Source organism: Planctellipticum variicoloris, from assembly GCF_030622045.1.
Taxonomy (GTDB): Bacteria; Planctomycetota; Planctomycetia; order Planctomycetales; family Planctomycetaceae; genus Planctellipticum; species Planctellipticum variicoloris.
In genome coordinates, this window is record NZ_CP130886.1 from 6,529,363 (window position 1) to 6,548,556 (window position 19,194).

Consider the following 19,194-nt stretch of genomic DNA (forward strand, 5'->3'; position numbering starts at 1 on the left):
GCGAAAAGTTCCCAAGGCCGTAGGGTCCGCTGTGCGGACCAATTGATGTCACACCAGTTACACACTGCGGTCCGCACAGCGGACCCTACGTTGGATTAAACTCCCAGTAATTCTCGAAGGATCGGCAGTTGTTTCGTGGCGAACACGAGCCACGCCATACCGAGATAGAACGTGCCGCAGCCGATGAGACCCAGCCGGTGATACCAGCGCGGTCGGAGCGCCGGAGGCAGCAGCGAGCTGTTGATCCAGAGGAGGTGAAAGGCAGTCAGTCCGAGCGCCAGATTGTTGAGGTTGGCGATGACCAGCGTCATCAGTTTCGGCGTGCCGTACGTGCTGAAAAGGTAGGTGGCGACGACGGTCCAGGCGACGTACATGCCGAGGATGCCGTAGTAGATCCGCTTGACGGAGTTCCCTCGGAGGTTGCCCCGGATGCGGCGGCTGCCGGACCAGAGAATGTCGGTCCAGCGGCGGCTGAAGTCATCGACGATCGACATCTGGCTGGGGAGCATCACCAGCATGCCGACGCAGACGGTCACGATCCACAGGGCGCTGGCCAGCTTCGGGGAGAACTGCGGGGCATGGCGAATGCCGTCGGCGGTGATCAGCGACTGCGACCAGTCGAGCTTGACGCCGGTCAGGCTGGAGTTCGGGGCGAACTCCAGGGAGAGGAGCGCCGGAAGGGCCATCCCCATGAAGCAGCCGGGGGCCCAGACGTAGACCTGATCGACGAGAATGTACCGCCACCAGGTGCTCCAGCGCCGGCGGTTTTCGGGCGTGATCTCGAAGACCTTGCCGACGTGGCTCAATGTGACGTTGTGGCCGCCGACGGCGCTGGGGATCGCCCCCACGACGCTCCCCATACCCCAGCCCTTGTCGCGGACGAAGTTGCTGTAGGTGGCGTTGGCGAGCCCTCCGCCGCCGGCATAGCCGGCAAATGCGCCGAGCACGGCGATATTGGCCAGCGAGACCATCGGCCAGCCGCCGTCGGTCCACCAGTACTGGAAGATGTTGACGGTGCTGTCGCGTCCGTCGACGATCGTCGGGACCGAGCCGAACTTCGCGAAGCCGCTGAAGACGCTCCACCAGTTGGCGGGGCTGACGCAGAAGACGCCGATGGCGAGACAGAAGCTGAGGACCACTACGACCTTCAGGGTCATAATGAGCTGCAGCATGTTGTAGACCTTGCCGCCGATCAGGACGGGAAGCGCAACTGCCACCAGATAGACGTAGGCCAGCACGGTCACGAGCCCCCGGTCCGCGTCCAGCGGCGGGCGGTCGAGCCACAGGGCGGCGGTCATCGCCGCGGCGTGCGTCGACAGGCCGGGGATCAGGGCGCTCAGGTTGAGCAGCAGGATGACGCTCATCCAGAATCGCGGGCCGGGGCTGGTCCGCATGAAGCCGGTGAAGATCGGCTCGCCGCAATACAGGGCGTACCGGCCGCATTCGAGGTTGTAGAAGACCTGCAGGACGATGGCGACGGTGGCGATCCACATCAGGCTGCCGCCGTAGCGGGCGGTGACTTCCGGCCCGAGCAGCCATTCGCCGCCGCCGATCTGAATCCCCATCATGACGATGCCGGGGCCGATGAAACGGGTCCAGTTGCTCCAGCGGAGCGGCTGGGGTTCCGGGAGGTCGGCGATCTCCCACGGGGGAATACGGCTGTCCGGCGATGGCGGTTGCGACATGGTGCAGGGTCAATCGAAGTTGGCGTCAGCGCGGGTTGTCAGTCAGGCGAGGCGGTAGCGGCACAGGAGCCGCCCCGGTTGCTTCGACGTCAGCGCAGAAGCGACGTCTGTCCTGGCCGCCCCTCGTCGTTTTCACCGGTCAGACATGCTCCTCGACCACCGGATTGGTCAACGCTCCGATCTGGTCGATCTCGATGGTGACGGTATCTCCCGGCTGCAGGAAGACGGGGGGCTTGCGGGCGCCGCCGACGCCGTGCGGGGTGCCGGTGAGGATTACGGTGCCGGGGACCAGGAGCGTGCTGCCGCTGAGGAACTCGATGAGCGCCGGCACGTCGAAGATCATGTCGTTCGTGTTCCAGTCCTGCATCGTCTGGCCGTTGAGGACGGTCCGGATTCCCAGGGCGTTCGGATTCGGGATCTCGTCGGCGGTGACCAGGCAGGGGCCGAGCGGGCAGAACGTGGCGAACGTTTTGCCCCGGCACCACTGCCCGCCCCCCCATTTGAGCTGCCAGTCGCGGGCGCTGACGTCGTTGGCGCAGGTGTAGCCCAGGACGTACTTCAATGCATCCGCGCGGGAGACGTTGTGACAGGCCTTGCCGATGACGACGGCGAGTTCGCATTCGTAATCGACCGCGTCGCTGCGCAGCTTGCGCGGCAGGACGATCGGGTCGCCCGGGTTCTGCACGGTCCCGACATTCTTCATGAACAGGATCGGCTGCTCGGGGATGGCCTGGCCCCCCTCCGCGGCGTGTTTCCGGTAGTTGAGGCCGATGCAGAGGATGTCGCGCGGCTCGATGGGAGCCAGGAGCTTCTGGACGGTGGCCGCTTCGCCGGTGTCCTGGTAGCTGCCGTAGATGTCGCCGGCGATGCGGGTCACCTGGCCATCGGCGTGCTGGCGGCCGAAGTGGGTCTGTCCCTGGGGGTCCTGGTAGCGGATCAGTTTCATGTCGAAAACTCTTCGTAGAGGAACATTCGGAAATCAGTACAAGGCGATGGCCCGGCCATAGCCGCCGCGGGTTCCTTCGATCTTGATCGGGGCGAACAGAAAGAAGGCGTCTTTGTCGCGGAGGTCGGCGACGTTGGTCAGGAACTCGACGGCGAAGATCCCGCGGGAGGCGGCGAGCCAGTTGACGAAGAGCGCGTTTTCGCGATCGACGCCTCCCAGCGTGGGGCCGTCGGTGCCGATGCAGCGGACGCCCTTGTCCGCCAGGTAGGCGATCACCTCCGGAGTCGGGGCGGGCCAGCCTTCCGCCTTGCCCGCCAGCGGAGCGGCGAACAGACGGTCCAGGGTCGGAGCGTCCGGAAGCGGCTGGAAGTGATCGTCGGTGTAGCCGGATGAGAAAATCACGACCTCGCCTCGTTGGATCGGCCGGCCACGGGCTTCGTGCTTGCGGATGAGGTCGAGCGTGATGCGGGGGGAGGCGGGCCAGTCGGCTTCTTTTGTCGTCCCGACGAGACTGCGGACGTCGATCACGTGGGCCGTTCCCATCATCTGTTCGAGCGGCGCCTGGTCGGTCGTCAGCGCACTCGTTCCGCGAGGACCGAACTGGGATGCGTACTTTTTCAAGAGTTCTCGAATCGGCGCGGCGTACTGCTGATCGTCGAAGCCGGGACGGGGGAGGGAGTAGCCGGGCAGGACCACGTGCGTCCCCGCGAAGCTGTCGAGCAGGTGGGTCATGGCGAAGTAGGGGCCGCGCGTCGTAGAGAAGGCGTTGAGCGTCTTCGAAACATACCGGCTCGCCTCCTCGCCGGGACCATATCCCGGCCAGGTGATCGGCAGGTCTTCCTGCAGCGTGACCGACAGATCGACCACGCGCTTTCCGCGGGCGCTGTCGATCAGCTTCGCGGCGAGCTTCGGTTCCGTAATCGCCACGCAGCGGACCTCGCCGCCGGAACCGCCGGCGTGCTTGGCGGCGAGCATGGCGTAGAACGCGCCGGTCGTGGGGAGCGAACCGAGGTTCGTGGCGCACTCGGTCCAGATCATTCCCCGCTTGCCCCCCGCCTGATGCGTTGCGACCGCCAGATCGGGCAAGGGCCCCATGCTTGCGCCGTCGAGACCGAGCGTCAGGACCCCCTTGTCGGCGAGGTATGCCATCGTTTCCGGTTTCGGAGCAGGCCAGCCGGGGGACTTCTTCGCCAGCGCGTCCGACACAAAGCGCTCTCCGGCGGGGAAGGCCCGGTAGTAACGGTCGGTATAGTCGCTCCGGAACAGGACCACGTCGCCGAAGCGCAGCGGGCGGTGTTTCGCTTCCCAGTCTTTGACGAACTCGGGACCGATGAGAAAACTGCTGCCGGCGGGAGCATCGTCGCAGTGGGCGGTGACGTCGATCACGCAGGCTTCGCCGCAGAACTGCCAGACGGGAACCTTCTCGCCGGTGATCAGTCCGTTCGGTCCGGCGCCGGGGAGACCCGAGTCCGGCGGCGGGACGAAGTGGGCCGGGGCGTCCCACTGGGTGCCGGTGTGTTCGTCGATGACCAGCAGGTCGCGGTGGTAGGGGGAGAGTCCGATCGTCCGCGTCGGAACCACCGCCAGGGGCGTCATGCCGACCGGCCAGACGCAGGGGAGGTCGCGGGCCACGACCAGCGTCAGGTCTTTCACGTCGGCGGACGAGACCTGGGCCTCGCCAGGCGCTGCCAGCAGCAGGCTGGCAGAGCAGGCCATCAACCACAACGGCAATTGTCTCATGAGGTCGCTCCAGGTGGGGTTCTTCGGGAGTTGTTACGTCAGCCAGTCTGCAGTCAGTTGATAGTCGGCGGCGACCTGCCGCAACTTGGCGCGGACGTCCTCGGGCAAGTCGATCCCTGCGGCGTGCGACTGCTGGCGAAGGCTCCATTCTCGTTCGCCGGGGAGCAGGACGCGGTCGATGCCGGCCGCGGTGGGTGCGGCGTGAATTTCATCGATCAGATGCTGGATCCGTGCGGCGAAGTCCTCGGGAGGCGCAATCGTCGCCACGTCGATCGCGATGAAGCCGGCATTGTGCTGCGACGGTTTGTCGGGCGGATCGAACATCCAGGTGCCCACCTGCCAGGTCATCGCGCCGCCCGGCAGGACGCCGGCCAGAATCTCCGCCCAGAGGCCGATTCCGTAGCCTTTGTGGCCCGCCATCGGCGCGAGGGCCGCGTGCTTGGGATAGAGGGCGCCGTCGGTCGTCGGCTGGCCGTCGGGACCGATCAGCCAGGTTGGGGGAATTGGTTCGCCGCGCTGGTGCGCTGCATAGACCTTGCCCCCCGCGACGGCTGCGGTGGCCATGTCGAGCAGGATCGGCTCGTTCCCTTCGACCGGAATCCCGTAGGCCAATGGATTGCTTCCCAGGACGGCGGCGCGCGAGCCGGGGGCGGCGACGCTCGGAACGTCGTTTCCGACGACCATCGCGATCAGGCCGGACCGGGCTGCATGGGCGGCATAGTAGCCGGCCGCTCCAATATGTCCGGTATTGCGCAGGCCGACGTAGGCGACGCCGACAGTCCGGGCTTTGTCGATCGCCGTCTGCATCGCAAAGACGCCGCCGACCTGACCGAGGGCCGATTCGCCGTCGATGACGGCCCAGGCGGGTCCCTCGCGTTCGATGCGCGGCCGGGCGGTCGCGCGGTAGCCGCCGCCTTTGAGACGGTTGAGGTATCCCCCCAGCAGCTTGGTTCCGTGGGTGAAGACGCCCATTGTGTCGGTCGTGACCAGGGCGTCGGCGGTGACGTCGGCGTCGGCCTCATTCAGGCCGGCCTGCCTCAGAGCGGCGAGACAGAAACTGCGGAGCGATTCGACGGGAACTCGCATCAATGTTCCTTCCGGACGCGATCAGGGCTGGTGTGTTGAGCCTGGATCTTGCCGCCCGACGCGGTAGAAGTCGATGGTTTTCCGAATTCCCTCCGCCAGCGGCGTGACTCGCCAGTCCGGGAAGAGCTGCGTGAAGTAGTGCGGGTGGGGCGGGATGTTTGACGGAATCAGCGGCCCGTCGACGCTGAGGCGACCGGCGGCGCCGGGAATGACCGCGTCAATCTCCCGCACGAAGTCTTCGGTCGTCGCAGGGTTTCCCGGCAGGTCGACGACATGGGCTCCCCGCGGCGTCTCCAGAGCGGCCTGCACGAACGCGCGGGCGACGTCTTCGACATAGTCGTAGCTCACGACTCCGGTGTAACCGATCGTGTAGCGTTCCCCCAGGGCGGCGGCTTTCGCCGCGAGCGAGGGACCGGCGGTCAGACCGGCGTCGCGCTCGGGGCCGTAGACGACGTGCGGGCGGACGCCGACCGATGCGATGCCGAAATGCCGCCAGTACTGCTCGGCGATCAGATCGACGGCGAGCTTGAAAGCGCCGTAAAAGGTCGGCGGGCGGTCCTGCGCCGCGTCATCGGCCTGCGGGCCGTCATCCTCTTCGGGACCATAGACCGCATACGAACTGGCATAGGAGAGTCCCTGAATCGGGAGTCCGGCCGTTCGAATCAACTCGAACAGGGCGACGCTTCCCAGCACATTGACCTTGCAGCCGGCCCAGGGATCCTGCTGGCAGGCGGGAGTCAGCAGGGCTGCCAGGTGAATCAGGTGCTGCACGTCGTGCTGCTGGCAGGTCTGGCGGAGACGTTCCGTCTCCAGGAGGTCTCCCTCGACAAAAATCACTCGGGCGGCGTCGGAACCGAGGACCTGGCTCCAGCGGCGGGCGTTGGGCCGGACGTCATACACGACCGGCGTCATCCCCTGCTGGAGCAGTTCCCGCAGGACCCAGGTTCCGATGAAGCCGCTGCCGCCGGTGACCAGTGCGGTGGATCGACTCATGACTTCCGCCCCGGCGTGACGCCATTGACGATGTTGGGCAGATCTTCACCGCGAAGAGCGGCCAGGGCCAGTTTCGCGGCGGTTTCTCGAAGTTTGCGGACGGCGGGAACGCTGACGGAGGCGATGTGCGACGCCACGATGACGTTGGGCAGCTTGAGGATCGGGTGGTCGGCGGGGATCGGTTCGGGGGCGAATACGTCCAAAGCGGCGGCAGCCACCTTCCCCTGCTGCAGCGCCGCCGTCAGAGCGTCTGAATCGACCAGATCGCCGCGCGCCAGGTTGATCAGCACCACGCCGGGCTTCATGTGTTCCAGCGTGACCCGGTTGATCATCCCGCGGGTCTGGGGCGTCGACGGGCAATGCAGCGAAACGATATCGGACTCAGTCAACAGCGCCGTCCGATCGGTCGGGATGCAGCCGGCGGCTTCGATGTCTGCGGGCGGAGTCACGGGATCGTGGACCAGCACCCGGCACTTGAACGCCTTCAGCCGGTCGGCGACTTCGCGACCGATGCGTCCGAAGCCGATCAGGCCGACGGTGACGTGATTCAGCGCCTTCAGGCTGTCGAGCGGGGTGGCCAGGCCCCACTTTCCGTCGCGGACGTGCAGGCAGTTCGGTACGACCTGGCGGGTCGTCGCCAGGATGAAGGCGAGGGTGTGGTCGGCGACTTCGTCGATGCAGTAGTCGGGGACGTTGCAGACCGGGATGCCGCATTCGCGGGCCGCTTCGAGGTCGACGTTGTCGACGCCGATACCATAGCGGACGATGACTTTTGCGCGGGTCATGGCCTGAATGACTTCGCGACGGAGGGGTGCGAACTGGGTGATGACGGCGTCGGCGTCGGCGACCAGCGGGATCAGCGTTTCGGGGGTCTTGCACTGACCGCTGAGCAGCGAGGCGCCGGCGGGTTTGAGAATTGCCTCTTCGAGTTCCAGCGACGGAAACGAGAAATCCGTGACGGCGACTTTCATGGCGGGTTCCAGGTGCAGTTCGGAAGCGGGTTCAGCCGGTCGGCTGAGATTCGAGAGTGCGAATGTGACGTTGATATGAGACACTCCGTCTTCGCGGCGCCGGGGAAGGTGCAGTGACTAATGACGGAGGAAATCTTGTCGAAGATCAGATTGTCAGATAATCTATCCCGGTCGGAGACCGCACGCAACCTGCCCAAAAGGGAGAACATGCTGGAGACCATCGGCCGTCCGAAGCTTCGCGACGTCGTGGCGGAACGCCTCAAGTCGTACATCGTGACGGAGAACCTCCGCGCCGGAGACAAGCTGCCGACGGAGACCGAGCTCGCCGCCCAGTTCGGCGTCAGTCGGCTCAGTCTTCGCGAAGCGACGAAAGCGCTGGAGTTTCTGGGGATCGTGGAAGCGCGGCCGGGTCGGGGCCTGACGGTCGGGGCCGTGAATATGGAACGGGTCACTGAATACCTCGGGTTTCATCCCGCGCTCCATTCGATCGCCCCGGAGGAGCTGATCGACACCCGCGTCCTGATTGAAACGGGAGTGCTGCCGCACGTCGCCCGGCGGATGCAGGCCTCTCCCGCGATCTTCGAACGCCTGGCCGGAATCAACGACGAGCTCCGCCGGACGCGGAGCCTTCAGCGCTGGCTGGAGCTCGACATCGCCTTCCATCGCGGCCTGATCGAAGCCAGCGGACTGTCCCCCCTGCTGGCCTTCGGAGACCTGCTGGCGATCTTCTTTCAGCGATTCCGCGAAAGCGTCAAAAAGGCCGAATGGAAAATAGGCCTCGACGGCCATCAGTTGATCATCGAGTCGCTGCGGGACGGCGATATTGAACGGGCCTCCGCCGAACTGCGACACCACATCGAGAGTCACCGCGATCGACTCGGAGAGAGTTCATGCACCACCGATTGAGCACCTGGGCTGCCGTTCTGCTGTTGAATTGCGCTTCGCTGGCGGCCGCCGAGCCCGCGGCCTTCACGAAGCTCGGCGTCGAGTACGACCAGGCGGCGCTCCCGCTGCTGAAACACTACTGCCTGGGCTGCCATTCGACGGAAGATCAGGAGGGGGAGCTCGACCTCGAACGCTTCGCCCGCTTGAGCGACGTCCGCAAGTCGCCGCGCGTCTGGCAGAAGGTGGTCGAGCAACTCGTCACGGGAGAGATGCCTCCCAAGGACAGCCCCCAGCTCAGCGCCGAGCAGAAACAACAACTGCTGAAGTGGACCCGCTCCTATCTCGACGCCGAAGCCCACGCCAACGCCGGCGATCCCGGCCCCGTCGTCCTCCGGCGGCTCAGCAACGTCGAATACAACAACACGATCCGCGACCTGACCGGCGTCGACCTGCAGCCGGCCCGCGAGTTCCCGGCGGACAGCGCCGCCGGCGAAGGCTTTACGAACGTCGGCGAAGCCCTGGTCATGTCCCCCGCGATGCTCGACAAGTACTTCGCCGCCGCCCGACAGATCGCCACACATGCGGTGCTCCTGCCGGACGGCTTTCGCTTCTCTCCCAAGGCAACGCCGCGGGACTGGAGCGACGCACTCATCGCAGACATCCAGCAGCTCTACCGTCAGCACTCCAGCGCCGAAGGGGCCCGCGCGGTCCATCTGCACGGCCTCGTCTGGGAAGCCGACACCGGCGGACGAATTCCCCTCGAAGCTTACCTGAAGCCGCTGGTCGCCGATCGCGATGCGCTGATCGCCGGCCGGAAGACCGTTTCGGCGATCGCCGACGAGACTCAGCTCAGCCCGAAGTATTTGGGCCTCCTCTGGAATCTCCTGCAGAGCCGCGAGCCTTCTCCGCTCCTGGACGCGCTGCGCGACCGCTGGCGCTCGGCAAAGCCGGAGGACGTTTCCGCACTGGCCACGGAAATTCGCCAGTGGCAGGCTGCCCTGACGAAGTTCAACAGCGTCGCCCACTTCAAACAGTGGCTCGAACCGGTCAATCCGGTGGCCGAGTCGCAGACATTCCGGATCAAACTGTCTCCTGCGCCCGAGGCGAAAGAGGTGGTCCTGTCTCTCGCCGCCGGATCCGCGGGAGAAGGTTCGCCCGATGACCGGGTCGAATGGCAGGAGCCGCGCCTCGAAGCGCCCGGCCGCCCCGCGATTCTGCTGAAAGACATTCGAGCCGGTCTTCGGCAGCTCGCTGCGAAGCGGGATCTGCTCAACGTGTCGGCCGATTATCTGGCCGCAGTCGACGCCGCCCGGCAGAGTCCGACTCCGCTCGCCGCGGCCACGCTCGCCGAGCAGCGGAAGCTCGATCCGCAGTTGCTGACCGCCTGGTTCGACTACCTGGGCGTCGCCGGCACGCCGACTCTGAAAGTCGAAACGCTCTTCACGGAGAAGCAGGAAAAGAGCGGCGACTACGATTTCGTGAAGTCCCTGGGACCGGCTGCGACGCCGATCATCTCGGCGAACTCGTCGGACCAGCAGGTCCGCGTGCCGGGGATCATGAAGCCGCACAGCGTCGCAGTCCATCCCTCGCCGACGGAGAACGTCGCCGTCGGCTGGCGCAGTCCGATCGCGGGCCGCATCCGGATCGAGACGGTCGTCGCCCATGCCCATCCCGAGTGCGGCAACGGCGTCGCCTGGGCGATCGAACGACGACGGGGCAGCGAGCGCCGTCGCCTGGCCGGCGGAGAGATCGAACGGTCTCAGGCGGCGACGATTCCTCCGATCGATTCGGTGACTGTCCAGGCGGGCGACCTGATCTCGCTGCTGGTCGGTCCGCGCGGCACGGATCATACGTGCGACCTGACCGAAGCCAACCTCACGCTGACGGAACTCGAAGGGGACAAGCGGCAGTGGTCGCTCTGGAAAGACGTCTCCAGCGATCTCCTCGCCGCCAATCCGCACGCCGATTCGCTCGGCAACCGCGAGGTCTGGTACTTCTATCACGAGCCGATCACCGCGGCGGCCAGCGCTGCATTTGCGGGGCTCCCTGCCGGGTCATTGCTCGACCGCTGGCGCGACGAGGCGGATGCCGGCGAACGGATGAAGTTGGCCGGTCAGGTGCAGGAGTTGATCAAGAATGGACCGCCGGCAGCGGCCGATCATCCCGATGCCGTTCTGCATCGCCAGTTGACGGCTTTGAGCGGCCCGTTGCTGGGCGCGCTCGACTTCGGCCAGCTTGCCACTGCGACGGGCCAGGCGCGTTCCGCTCCTTCGACTTATGGAATTGAACCCGGGCTGTTCGGTCGGCATCCGTCGGGGAAGGTACTCCCCGCTGGCAGCTTTGTGACCGAAGCCCCGTCCGTGGTCGAGATCCGGCTGCCGGCCGATCTGGTCGGCGGACGCGAGTTCGTGGTCACGGCGGCGGTCGATCGACACGCCGGTCCGCAGGCGGCCGTCCAGGCGCAGGTGCTGGTCGATCAACCGCCGGCTGCCGCCCGGATGCTCGCCGGCAGTCCCGTGCTGGTCCGCAAGGGGAGTCCGGCGGAAGCCCGAATCGTGCAGAGCTTTGAGGACTTCCGCAGAATTTTCCCCGCGGCCCTCTGCTACGGTCAGATCGTCCCCGTCGACGAAGTGGTCACGGTGGTCCTGTTTCACCGCGAAGACGAGCCGCTGATGCGACTGATGCTCGACGACGCAGAGCAGCGCCGCCTGGACCGCCTCTGGGATGAGCTCCGGTTCGTCAGCCAGGACGCGTTGAAGGTTGAAGAGGCCTACGTGCAGTTCATGGAGTACGTCACCCAGGATGGCGACGTGCGGATTTTCGAGCCGCTCCGCAAGCCGATCAAGGACCGGGCCGATGCGTTCCGCGCGCGGCTGCTGGCTGCGGAAGCGCAGCAGATCGATGCACTGGTCGACTTCGCCGACCGCGCTTACCGACGGCCCCTCTCTGCCGACGAACAGTCCGGCCTGCGGCAGCTTTACGGCCAGTTGCGGAAACAGGATCTCGATCACGAGGCCGCCTTCCGGCTGACGCTGGCCCGGATTCTGGTTGCTCCGTCGTTCCTCTACCGGAGCGAACCCCCGGCGGGGAGTGCGGAGCCCAAGCCGGTTTCCGACTGGGAGCTCGCGAGCCGGCTGAGCTACTTCCTCTGGTCGACCATGCCCGATGCCGAGCTGCGCCAGCTTGCGGCGGCCGGGAAGCTGCACGAGCCCGAAGTTCTCAAGTCCCAGGCCCGGCGGATGCTGCAGGATCCGAAGGCCCGCGCGCTGGCGACGGAGTTCGGCTGCCAGTGGATCGACATCCGGGGTTTCGATACCCACAACGAAAAGAGCGAGCAGGTCTTCCCGGAGTTCGCGGCGCTCCGCGGCCCGATGTATGAGGAATCGGTCCGCTTCTTCATGGATCTGTTCGCCCGCGACGGTTCCATTCTGGATGTCGTGAACGCCGATCATACGTTTGTGAATGACGCGCTGGCGAAGTTCTACGAACTGCCTGGCATTGAAGGACCGGAATTCCGCCGAGTTGACGGGGTGCAGGCCCATCATCGGGGGGGCGTGCTCGGCATGGCGACGCTGCTGGCCAAGCAGTCGGGCGCGTCGCGGACCAGCCCGATCCTCCGGGGCAACTGGCTGATCGAGACGTTCCTTGGCGAAAAACTTCCCAAACCGCCGAAGAATGTGCCGCTGCTCCCGGAAAGCGAGCTCGGGACCGATGGCCTGACGGTTCGTCAGATCACCGAAGCCCACAGCAGCATCGAGTCCTGCGCCAAGTGCCATCGCAAGATCGACCCGTTCGGCTTCGCTCTGGAGGGCTTCGACGCCATCGGTCGCCGTCGTACGAAGGATCTCGCCGGACGCGCGATTGAGACGCAGGTCGAGACTCCAGACGGGGTGAAGTTTGGCGACATCGAGGGCTTGCGGGCGTACATCCTGACGCATCGCCGGGATGATTTCCTGCACCACTTCAGCCGCAAACTGCTGGGCTACGCCCTCGGCCGGGGAGTACAATTGAGCGATGAACCGCTGCTGCAGGAGATGCAGCGGAAGCTGCAGGAGAACGACTACCGGTTCTCGGCGGCGCTGGACGCCATTCTGGACAGCCGGCAGTTCCGGCAGACGCGGGGGATCGAGACCCCGCTGGAAGAAGTCGGCGCCCGCTGACCGATTTGAGATCCGACGCGACTTTGTCTGAAAACCTGAATCCTCACCTGCGTGGAGTGCTTCGATGACTCGCCACCTTTCGCCGCTGACGATGCATCCCTTTGACCGCCGGACCTTCCTGCGGGGTCTGGGCGTGACGATGGCGCTCCCGTGGATGGAATCCCTCCGCGTCTGGGGGGATGAGTCCGTCGGCAAGGAGCCCTCCAGCCAGGCCCCCGTCCGCTTCGCCTGCTTCTTCTCCGGCAACGGTTTCCACAGCAAGGAGTGGTGGGCCAAGGGGGCTGGCAAGGACATGGAGCTGGGCAAAGTCCTCCAGCCGTTCGAGGGGACGAAGGAGAAACTCACCTTCATCCGCGGGCTTTACAATGAACAGGCCCTGAAGGGAAATATCCACAGTTCGCAGACCGGCAACCTGCTGTCCGGGGCTCCTCTCGCCGCGGGCGGCGCCATTCGCTCCGGCACCAGCATCGACCAGGTGCTGGCCCAGCACATCGGCCATCAGACGAAGGTTCCCAGCCTCGTCCTCGGCTGCGAACACTCGATGGCGGCGGTTCACAAGAACTACTCGATGCTCTACAGCTCCCACATCTCGTGGAGCTCGCCGACGACGCCGACGCCCCTGGAACTCTACCCGGCCCTCGCCTTCGACCGGCTGTTCAAGGAAGACGATTCGCTGAACGACAAGAGCGTCCTCGACGCCGTCCTGGCCGAGGCGACCTCGCTGCGCGGCAAGATCAGCAGCGCGGACAAGGTGAAGCTCGACGAGTACCTCAACTCCGTTCGCGAAGTTGAGCAGCGGATTGAACGGGCCGGCAAGGAACGGCAGATCCAGGGCTGGCGGCCGACGCTCGCCGAGCCGAATATTCCCCGCCCCAAGGACGGCGTGCCGCAGGACATCGCCGAGCACATGCGGCTGATGTGCGACATTCTGGTGCTGGCCTTCCAGACCGACACCACGCGGTTCTGCACGTTGAAGCTCAACAACGACCACTCGTCGCTGCGGTTTCCGAACCTCAACGTCGACTACATGATCCACCACCTGCTGTCGCACACGGACGGCGACGACTGGCTGAAGGTCAACCGCTTTTTCGCGGAGCAGGTGGCCTACGTCGCCGCCCGGCTCGACGCCATCCAGGAAGGGGAACGGACGGCGCTCGACAATTCGATCCTGATGTACTGTTCGAGCATGATGACCGGCCACCACGACGCGACGCAGTTGCCGCTGATCGTCGTGGGCCGGGGCGGCGGCAAGCTGGAATCGGGTCGGGTGCTGGATTACCTGGGCAAGCCGAACCGCAAGATGTGCAGCCTGTATTTGTCGCTGCTGGACAAGTTCGGCGTGCCGCTGAGCGAGTTCGGCGATTCGACGGAGCGGCTGGCGGAGGTGTAGGGTTGTGGAAACCTGCTGGCAGATCTTCAGCGGCACCCCGAAGTGGATGAGTTGCTTGCAGCAAGTCCTTGTAGCGTGAGGGGCTTGCGGCATTGGGCGTCGGCAGACTGCGCAGGATCGGGTACGGCGGAGTGGTGGGCCAAGGACCCCACTGAACGGGTGCAATTCGGCTTCGCACGGCCTACACTTGTTCGTTCGGGACCGGAGATTCCCGGCCTGCGGGAACACGAATGAGGCAATCATGGCGACTCAATTCGAAATCGGCGACGAACAGCTTGCCGATCTGAGACGAGTTTGTTTTCTCGGTCCGGATCTCCTCAGCGCCGTGGCGCAAGTGCTTGAAGGTCTTCGAACGCTACCGCTTCAGCCGGACCAGCTTCTTGTGCTGGTTCAAGGAGCACTGGGAGGAGATCGGTCAGACGCAGAAAGCGTCTGTCGGCAGTCGCTCGCTTTGAATGGGCTGATGCGACAGGCTAACCTCGCAATCGAAGATCTGGCTTCAGGGCTTGACAAGGCCATTGAAGCGTACGAAGAAGACGATCCCGAATTCATACGGTCCTGGCGAAATTCGCGGGAACCATTTTTGCGATTGGTTGGAGCCAAAGCTTGTCGATTGACTGCAAAGGCCATTGACCTCTCTTACGACTTCGCGAATCTCTTTCGACGCGGCAGAATCCTCGCCGACGTACGCCCTCTGTTCAATCAGACCAACGACGACATTGAAGGCGTCGTCATTTCCTACACGCTTCGGCTACGCTACGACAATGTTGCCGGCGACCACGACTTGAGCCTTGCGATGGATCAGCGGGACGTGGAACAACTGAAGCAGGAGTGCGAGAAGGCATTGAAAAAGGGAGCCACGGCTAAAGGCAAAATGGCTGCCCTGAATCTTGCGGCATTCATAACCGGGGAGTGAAACGATGACGAACGTACTTGACCGTGCGTCGGCGAATCCTCGATGTCGAAAAGAGCACTTCTATCGGAAGCAGGTCCGGCAACCGGGAATTGCGTCATTGGACGATTCCAAGGCGTTGTTCGCTCTTTCCCGCGAGTGCAGCAAAAGCAATTACGTCCAGCAGAATCTGCCGAGGATCGTGCGGAAGGATGTTGAGCGTGCTTTTTCTCCCGCAGCGTCCGCGAGGATTGGTTCCAAAGAAGGGTTCCTGGCGCTTCAATCGAATCTGAAGAAGCAGGTCGAAGGTGTGCTGAACTCCGCCACCATCACGAAGGGCGGCGAGATTGTCTTGTTCCTCGGCGCCAGGGAGTTATACGGTCACCCGTTGGGGCCAAGCCAGTTCCCCAATGCCATCAGTTGGCTCACGGTCAACGCTGCGAAAAAAGCATCAGCCGAAAGCAGCCTGGTCAAGCGCCTGACCGCAATTGAAGCGTCCGGAAAACGGGACAAGGCTCTGGATGAGCTGTATGATGCCATCGACGAAATGCTCTACGAAGGAAAGTTGCCTGAACTTGGCGACTTGCTGGAAGAGTTAGACGTTAGCGAGATGTCCATCCATGTCATGCTTGGCTTCTTGACGGCGACATTGCCCGCAAGGGACCAACTGAGTTCGGCGCGAGAAGCTCTAAAGTCCCGCGTCGAAGCCGAACTACGACACCGGGGTGAATTCCGGGAGTCGTTGCTGGCAGGTTTGTAGACGTCGTTCAGTGAGTGACTGTGCGTTCAAGATCAACGGACCTCGGCATGCGGCGGGTTCATCTTTCGAGTTCCACGTCCGTCCGTCAAATGGGGGCTCTTGCAGTCTTCTTTGAAACTGAGAACGGCCATCTCAAGCACGTCGGATTGCTTTATCGCGACTCGGACACCCAGGCCATCCGAAAGCTGCATCTTGCATGGCACTTTCATCTTCTGGAAGAACCTTGCGAAGACGCGGTTTGGTGGATTCGGCCGGGAGTCGACGACGAGCGGCTCGTCCAGGTTGCAGCGATTGGTCGGAAGGTGTGGCGTTCAAATGGTAAGCGGGTGCCTTACGGATTCAGCCATCCTAACGACGCGTTCGACGCGGCGACCGGGCAATTGCTGTTCGGTCCGACCCGGCATGGATTGACGTGTGCGTCTTTTGTACTTGCCGTATTTCATTGTGCCGGAATTCCGCTGATCGACTACGACGATTGGCCAGCTCGTCCAGACGACGCTGATTGGCAGCGGCAGATCATCGAAACTCTTGAACTGCGCAACTGCGACAAAGCGCATGTCGTTGACGTGCGAGGTCAAATCGGCGCCGTGAGGTATCGGCCGGGCGAGGTTGCGGGAGCATCAATCGAAAGGATCATTCCGACGAGCCTCGCCATCGCTGAAAGAAACTGCGAGAGCATTCGGCAACTCATAAACAACAGTTAGCGAGGCGAGCAATCCGAGACGATGCCGGCGGCGCCGTTGCCATTCCAATGGCAACCAGGGTCGCGGAGCGACAGGAGGGCGAGCAAGATGGTTGGTCGTGTGAGCCTCCTGCGGCCTTGCCGCCCAGAATAGGCCGCGGGCGGCCAATCTGGGCCACTCCGCAGTCTGTCCAGGGCGAAGCCCCCATCACTTCGCCTCGGCTTCTTCTTTCGCCGGCTCAGCCGTCGGGGTGGCGACCGGGCGGCGGGCCTGGAAGAGGCGGGGGGCGCCGCCGGTCAGGGGGACGCGGAATTCGGAGTGGGTGCCGCAGTTCAGCGTGTAGATCTCCCAGCCGGTCTCTTTGGCGTAACGACGGTAGGTGAGCGGGTAGGGGATATCGAAGAACTGCGATTCGCCCGGCTTGACGGTATAGGGACCGCCCCAGCCGCTGTAGGGGCCTTTGGTCTCGTACGTGAAAGGCTCGTCGCTGAGGTTCGTCAGCTTGACCCCGGCGGGCTTGAAGACCGCTTCCAGGACGGACGGTTTCCAGCCGAAGTCCTGAATCCGCAACCGGGTGAAGCCGAGCGCCAGGTCGGGGACTTCGGAGACCGCGATCGGCTTGTCCTTCGTCAGCGCGTCCCAGCTTTCGCGGAACAGCTCGACCAGTTCGTCGGATTTCAGAGCGGCGTCCTGCGGTTCATAGCCTTTCACAAACGTGGCGACGCCGTCCACCCGCTGGGTCGGCAGCCAGTCGAGGCGCACGACGCGCAGATCGAAGGCGGGCTTCTGAAGTTCGGCGGAAACCTGCTCCTGGATCTCCAGGTCGACTTGAGCGCAGGGCTGCCAGGTCTTCTCAGCCGGGTCGGTCTTGATCGAGACAATCAGCCGGCCGCGGGGGAGCCGGAACTGCAGCGGGCCGTCGGCGGACGGACCGACTTCCAGCGGGGAGAGCATCTGGAACTGGGTGCGGACCCGCAGCCCGTCGCCGTAGCGCTTCAAGTCGGGAATCAGTTCCCGCAGGACGGCGGGGTCGGCGAACTTGGCGAACGACGGCTCGGGGATGTCGAGGACGTCGAGCTTCGCCAGCCCGGAATCGACGATGAGCTGCGTCAGGGGACCGAGGAGCTGAGGGGCGATCGCCAGCGACAGGTCGCCGCCGGTCCCCACCGATTCCAGGCTCGCACCGGCCGGCTTCGCCTGAATCGGCGTGGCGGGAGAGTGGGCGGGATCGAGGCTTTCTGCAGAGAGCCCGACCACCAGGGAGAGGCCGTTGGCGTCGACCGTCACCTGATCCGGGAAGACCTGGACGCGGGGCTGGTAGACGGGGAGCGGCCACAGGCCGGCGAGGTACTGGTCGACGTCGATGACCTGCAGTTGTTTTTCGAGCTGAGCGACGATGCTCGGGGCGAGATTACGGACTTCGTTCTCGATCCGGCCGCGGGCGCCGTAGAGTCCGCTCATCAGTCCGTCGTTGACCCGCTCTTCGGTCATGCCGAAGCCCTGGGTCGAAATTCCCGCGGGAGACGAGACCGAGTAGTTGTTGGCGGGAATCTGGAAGCTGGCGTTGTTGAGGCGGAGGCGGAGCTTTCCGGCTTCGACGTAAGGCGTCACGTCCAGGCTGAGCCAGACGGGGCCGTTCTGGCCGATGTAGATGCCGATCGGACCGGCCTGGGCGGAGTGCCGATCGCCGTTGATATAGGTGGCTCCGATCGTCATCACGACATTGCGGACGCCGAGCTGAATGCTGAGGCGGCCCGGCTGCCAGCCCTGGATGTAGACCCGTTCGAGCTGACCGGTGTAGCTGAGCCCGGAGAACTGGACGGAGAAGGACCGTCCGGCGGCGGAGGTCGAGTCGTACATGTCGTTGAGCCGGCCCGTCAGGAGATTGGGAGGGACGAGCTGGGCCAGCGAATAGGAGAGAGCCTTCAGCGAGTCGTTACCGAGGCGGATGGCGGCGACCTGAGGGATGTTGACCGCAGGACGGAACTCGGGCTTCGGCACGACTCTGTCGGGCGTGTTGCTGGGCTTGAGGACCGGCGGCGTTTTCGAAGGATCCGCCAGCCAGTCGTAGAAGGCGTCCCGGCCGTAGACGGCTCCGAGGATGTCGTGCCCCATATCGGGCAACTCCTGGGACGTGACATTTCCCCCAGCGTCTTTGAGGGCCGCAACCATCGCCCGCGAACGCTCGACGGGGACCAGGCGGTCCTGTTCACCATGAATCGACCAGACGGGGATCTTTGCGAGGGGGGCGACTTTCGTGGAATCGCCGCCGGAAGAGAGAGCGACCACGGCATTCCAGCGATCGGCGTGCGCCGCGCCGAGGCTCCAGGCGCCGTATCCTCCCATCGACCAGCCAGTGAGCGTCACCCGCCGCTTGTCGACGCGATAGTGGCTCTCGACGTCGTCCAGAATCTTCACGACGCGGTCGCCGTCGGGGGTCCCCGCGGCCCAGCCTTCCAGGAGGCGGCCGTCGGTGTCTTCGGATTGCGGGAACACGACAATGAACGGCAGGGTGGAGGCGCGGGCCGCCACGTGCGGCGCCAGGCCGACGGCAAGCTGCTTGCGATTGTCTGTGCCGCGTTCGCCGGCCCCGTGGAGAAAGACCACCGTCGGCCAGGTGCGGTCGGCGCTGTAGGTCTGCGGGATGAAGACGTCGTATTTGTGGACGCCGTCCGCGTCCTTCAATGTGCGCTCGATCCACCCCGTCCGCGTCTGAGCGGCGGCGGGGGCGACGGCGGAGACCAGAAACGCGGCGGCGACGACAGTCAGCCGGGCAAGGAGGCGGGGCGAAAGCAGAGTCATCGTGCACCTGTCAGGGGCAAAGTCGGACGCCGATCGCGAGACTCCAGGGGTTCTCGGAAGACTTTGGCGATTGCGCCTATCTTTCGGCAGTGGTTTCGGAGAGTCAACAGCGTGATGTGAATCGGACTCCGATTCTTCAACCTGGCAAGGGAGGTCGATGTGCGTTCGCCGCCTGTGCTGGCTGGGGAGTCAGCCGCAGAA

General features: G+C 64.5%; 13 protein-coding genes. 6 read left to right on the forward strand and 7 right to left on the reverse strand.

Features of this window, described 5'->3' with window-relative positions; translation table 11 throughout:
- Positions 1 to 95: 95 nt before the first annotated feature.
- The 6 genes from SH412_RS25450 to SH412_RS25475 form a co-directional block, all read right to left on the reverse strand.
- Positions 96 to 1,685 carry an Nramp family divalent metal transporter gene (locus tag SH412_RS25450; protein WP_336520848.1) on the reverse strand — a complete coding sequence of 530 codons (1,590 nt, stop codon included), beginning with the start codon at positions 1,683 to 1,685 and terminating at the stop codon, positions 96 to 98.
- Between the two features lie 139 nt (positions 1,686 to 1,824).
- Positions 1,825 to 2,631 carry a fumarylacetoacetate hydrolase family protein gene (locus tag SH412_RS25455; RefSeq protein WP_336520849.1) on the reverse strand — a complete coding sequence of 269 codons (807 nt, stop codon included), beginning with the start codon at positions 2,629 to 2,631 and terminating at the stop codon, positions 1,825 to 1,827.
- 33 nt (positions 2,632 to 2,664) lie between these two features.
- Positions 2,665 to 4,371 carry a cyclase family protein gene (locus SH412_RS25460; protein ID WP_336520850.1) on the reverse strand — a complete coding sequence of 569 codons (1,707 nt, stop codon included), beginning with the start codon at positions 4,369 to 4,371 and terminating at the stop codon, positions 2,665 to 2,667.
- Between the two features lie 33 nt (positions 4,372 to 4,404).
- A complete protein-coding gene (locus tag SH412_RS25465) occupies positions 4,405 to 5,457 on the reverse strand; it encodes an Ldh family oxidoreductase (protein WP_336520851.1) in 1,053 nt (350 codons plus the stop codon).
- A gap of 21 nt (positions 5,458 to 5,478) precedes the next feature.
- A complete protein-coding gene (locus SH412_RS25470) occupies positions 5,479 to 6,450 on the reverse strand; it encodes an NAD-dependent epimerase/dehydratase family protein (RefSeq protein ID WP_336520852.1) in 972 nt (323 codons plus the stop codon).
- The gene (locus SH412_RS25475; protein WP_336520853.1) at positions 6,447 to 7,505 is read right to left on the reverse strand and encodes a C-terminal binding protein; all 1,059 of its coding nucleotides are present in this window, start codon (positions 7,503 to 7,505) and stop codon (positions 6,447 to 6,449) included. The genes SH412_RS25470 and SH412_RS25475 overlap by 4 nt, the downstream gene beginning before the upstream one ends.
- Before the next feature lie 123 nt (positions 7,506 to 7,628).
- On the opposite strand from SH412_RS25475, the gene SH412_RS25480 reads away from it, so the two are divergent.
- The 6 genes from SH412_RS25480 to SH412_RS25505 all read left to right on the forward strand — a co-directional run bounded on the left by SH412_RS25480 (position 7,629) and on the right by SH412_RS25505 (position 16,212).
- On the forward strand, positions 7,629 to 8,327 hold the full coding sequence (locus SH412_RS25480) for a FadR/GntR family transcriptional regulator (protein ID WP_336520854.1): 699 nt from the start codon (positions 7,629 to 7,631) through the stop codon (positions 8,325 to 8,327).
- The gene (locus tag SH412_RS25485; protein ID WP_336520855.1) at positions 8,312 to 12,466 is read left to right on the forward strand and encodes a DUF1592 domain-containing protein; all 4,155 of its coding nucleotides are present in this window, start codon (positions 8,312 to 8,314) and stop codon (positions 12,464 to 12,466) included. The genes SH412_RS25480 and SH412_RS25485 overlap by 16 nt, the downstream gene beginning before the upstream one ends.
- A gap of 64 nt (positions 12,467 to 12,530) precedes the next feature.
- On the forward strand, positions 12,531 to 13,856 hold the full coding sequence (locus SH412_RS25490) for a DUF1552 domain-containing protein (protein ID WP_336520856.1): 1,326 nt from the start codon (positions 12,531 to 12,533) through the stop codon (positions 13,854 to 13,856).
- 241 nt (positions 13,857 to 14,097) lie between these two features.
- Entirely contained in the window at positions 14,098 to 14,772 is a 675-nt protein-coding gene (locus SH412_RS25495) for a hypothetical protein (protein WP_336520857.1), read from the forward strand.
- Between the two features lie 97 nt (positions 14,773 to 14,869).
- A complete protein-coding gene (locus tag SH412_RS25500; protein ID WP_336520858.1) occupies positions 14,870 to 15,508 on the forward strand; it encodes a hypothetical protein in 639 nt (212 codons plus the stop codon).
- 47 nt (positions 15,509 to 15,555) lie between these two features.
- On the forward strand, positions 15,556 to 16,212 hold the full coding sequence (locus SH412_RS25505; RefSeq protein ID WP_336520859.1) for a hypothetical protein: 657 nt from the start codon (positions 15,556 to 15,558) through the stop codon (positions 16,210 to 16,212).
- A 186-nt stretch (positions 16,213 to 16,398) separates the two neighbouring features.
- Here SH412_RS25505 and SH412_RS25510 read toward each other — a convergent pair whose 3' ends face one another.
- Positions 16,399 to 18,993, reverse strand: coding sequence for a carboxylesterase family protein (locus SH412_RS25510; protein WP_336520860.1), 2,595 nt, complete (start codon positions 18,991 to 18,993; stop codon positions 16,399 to 16,401).
- Between the last annotated feature and the right edge of the window lie 201 nt (positions 18,994 to 19,194).

Excerpts from the sequence above, each read along its gene's own strand:
- SH412_RS25505 (WP_336520859.1), top strand. The coding sequence starts at position 15,556 with ATGCGGCGGGTTCATCTTTCGAGTTCCACGTCCGTCCGTCAAATGGGG.
- SH412_RS25490 (WP_336520856.1), top strand. The coding sequence starts at position 12,531 with ATGACTCGCCACCTTTCGCCGCTGACGATGCATCCCTTTGACCGCCGG.
- SH412_RS25460 (WP_336520850.1), bottom strand. The coding sequence starts at position 4,371 with ATGAGACAATTGCCGTTGTGGTTGATGGCCTGCTCTGCCAGCCTGCTG.
- SH412_RS25510 (WP_336520860.1), bottom strand. The coding sequence starts at position 18,993 with ATGACTCTGCTTTCGCCCCGCCTCCTTGCCCGGCTGACTGTCGTCGCC.
- SH412_RS25485 (WP_336520855.1), top strand. The coding sequence starts at position 8,312 with ATGCACCACCGATTGAGCACCTGGGCTGCCGTTCTGCTGTTGAATTGC.
- SH412_RS25495 (WP_336520857.1), top strand. The coding sequence starts at position 14,098 with ATGGCGACTCAATTCGAAATCGGCGACGAACAGCTTGCCGATCTGAGA.
- SH412_RS25455 (WP_336520849.1), bottom strand. The coding sequence starts at position 2,631 with ATGAAACTGATCCGCTACCAGGACCCCCAGGGACAGACCCACTTCGGC.
- SH412_RS25450 (WP_336520848.1), bottom strand. The coding sequence starts at position 1,685 with ATGTCGCAACCGCCATCGCCGGACAGCCGTATTCCCCCGTGGGAGATC.
- SH412_RS25480 (WP_336520854.1), top strand. The coding sequence starts at position 7,629 with ATGCTGGAGACCATCGGCCGTCCGAAGCTTCGCGACGTCGTGGCGGAA.
- SH412_RS25470 (WP_336520852.1), bottom strand. The coding sequence starts at position 6,450 with ATGAGTCGATCCACCGCACTGGTCACCGGCGGCAGCGGCTTCATCGGA.
- SH412_RS25465 (WP_336520851.1), bottom strand. The coding sequence starts at position 5,457 with ATGCGAGTTCCCGTCGAATCGCTCCGCAGTTTCTGTCTCGCCGCTCTG.